Source organism: Oleiphilus sp. HI0132, from assembly GCF_001635845.1.
Window position 1 is genome coordinate 1 of record NZ_LWGJ01000554.1, and the last position, 907, is coordinate 907.

At 46.7% G+C, this 907-nt stretch carries 1 protein-coding gene; it reads left to right on the top strand.

The annotated features are described in order from the left end of the window. A partial coding sequence (locus A3766_RS06615; protein WP_068641964.1) for a DUF2914 domain-containing protein occupies window positions 1-819 on the top strand: 819 nt, incomplete at its 5' end. Window positions 820-907: the final 88 nt, after the last annotated feature.

Below are 907 nucleotides of genomic sequence, written 5' to 3' on the forward strand. Positions count from 1 at the left end.
AAAAGAAAGATAGCACTCGGACCTTTGCCCGAGCAGCGTGAAGACTATAGCCATTATGAAGAGAGTTTTGTTCGCTGGGACCGCATCGTAGGGTTTGGCTTGCTTGTGTTAGTCGTGCTGGTGTTGCTTATCAGTTTATCCACTGCCAACAAGGATGATGCACTTGATTTTGATGAGGCTGAGACACCACTAGATAGCAGTATCAAGGAGCCGAAGATAGCGGTCATAGAAAAAACAGACGATCCTGACTCTGTAAAGCAGGCTTCACCAAAGCCCGAAGTAACGGTGCCACCTTTGGGAGAGTTAAAGCCAGAGGAACTAGCGCAGCTTGTGAGTACACCCAAAGTTGTTGAAGAGCCTAAAGAAATTAAAGCCCCGGCACCTGAAGCTAAGCCTCTTGAGACAGACAGCGATGAAAGCGTTAACGCTCAGCCTGCAGTCAAAATTTCCGAGGCGAGCCCAGCTTCTGTCCTGATTATAAATAGCGCCATAAAAGAAGCTGTGCTGAGCCTAAGTATTAAGAATGATGTTCCAGGAGAACCCTTGCAGCATCGTGTCGTAATGCCTGAATCCGGGCTGATCAAAGTCATCCTGCATACTGAGATGCATGGCTTGCGAGGCGCTACACTCTATCATCACTGGTATCGTGAGGGGGTAAGGCAGGCAAAGGTGAGGATCCCGGTAAATGTTGCTAAACAGAAGTCCTACTCAAGTAAGTTTATTGATAAACATATGCTGGGTGCTTGGCAGGTGAAAGTGTTGGACGCTTCAGGTGAACTTTATATTCTTGCAGACTTTGAGGTTGTTAGCGCAAACTGATGGATATCTTGTTCGGCCTAAAAAAGCTGCTAGGTATGTCGTTAATGTCGGTACCGCTTATCTTGATCGGTTTACTGTTAGCAGGTTT